This window comes from Plectonema cf. radiosum LEGE 06105 (genome assembly GCF_015207665.1).
GTDB lineage: Bacteria > Cyanobacteriota > Cyanobacteriia > Cyanobacteriales > Nostocaceae > Rivularia > Rivularia radiosa_A.
Genome location: NZ_JADEWL010000310.1, coordinates 1 through 1,407 on the forward strand (window position 1 = coordinate 1; position 1,407 = coordinate 1,407).

General features: G+C 43.9%; 1 protein-coding gene. It reads left to right on the forward strand.

Translation table 11 applies throughout. The features are described from left to right. Nucleotides 1-584 precede the first annotated feature (584 nt). Nucleotides 585-1,407 (forward strand): reverse transcriptase N-terminal domain-containing protein (locus IQ247_RS32150; protein ID WP_193926236.1); only part of this gene is annotated, 823 nt, incomplete at its 3' end.

Here is a 1,407-nt window from a genome sequence, read left to right on the forward strand (position 1 = left end):
GTGCGGCTCGTTCTAACTAGGAGCCTTCCTAAACAGAAGGGGTATAAGTTAGGTATAACTGATTAAAAGGTTATATAACTGTTTCTCGGATGTGGGTGATAGGCGTAAGCCGAGGCGAAGCCTTGAGTCCCACCACTTAAGGGTTAGTTGACTCCCTACCTGACCACACCGAGCGTGAACTTGATAAAACCGCAGAGTGAAGCTGGTAACAGGACGCAATCAGTTGCAAAACAAGCAGGTAACAACACTGGCGTTAATGGGGAGATGGCATGGGTAAACAAGTCCTAAAAAAGTGTCTAATGCGCGAGCTACAACCTGAACACAAAATGTAGACTTCATTTCCTACATATTCTCACAGCATTTTTTCGCAGATAGCTGTAAACCCTGAGAAGGAAATAGGCAAAGTGGACTGCCCTAAACCATCAAAACAATCTGAGTTATGGAACGAGTAAAAACGTGTGTAAGGTCTGGGGAAAGGTCGAAAACCCCGGTAGATGGTCAAGCATACAAGCCCTTCACACGGGTAGGATGTAGGCGAACAACTGCCTACGGGATGAAAGATAAACGCGACCTCGGAGTAGAGCATGATTAGGCACAGTAATCAAATTACTAGTGAATCTTGGAAGTCAATACCCTGGAATAGCTTCAGGAGAAACCTCTTCCGCTTACAAAAGCGAGTGTTTAAAGCTGTTAGAGCAGGTAACAAGCGCAAAGCTAGGTCACTGCAAAAACTTATTCTTCGCTCCCGTGCGGCTAGATTCTTGGCAATTCGTCAGGTTACACAGCTAAACAACGGAAAACGGACTGCTGGCATTGATGGTAAAACGGCTCTCACGTTTAAGGAAAGATTCAATCTCGAATTATTACTAAAACATGGGACTACCAACTGGTATCACAACCGCTTGAGGGAGATACCAATACCTAAGAAAAATGGTTTTACCAGAATTCTTAAGGTACCTACTATCGCCGATAGAGCATGGCAATGTATAGCCAAATATGCTCTCGACCCAGCACACGAAGCAACTTTTCACGCCCAGAGTTACGGTTTCAGAACAGGCAGAAGCGCACATGATGCCCAAAGACTCCTGTACAACAAACTAAATTCGAGCTGTAACGGCATCAATAAAAGGATACTTGAAATCGATATAGAAAAGTGTTTTGACCGTATAAACCATAACGCCATAATGGACAAGTTAATTGCACCAAGGGAACTAAAACAAGGTATATTCAGATGCCTTAAGGCTGGCACAAACCCAGAATTCCCAGAGCAAGGAACACCACAGGGCGGCGTGGTGAGTCCACTTTTAGCAAATATTGCATTAAATGGGATTGAAGAATTAACATCATACAAAAGCACAAGTGGATACTACGTACAATCTGCTATCCGCTATGCCGATGATATGGTAA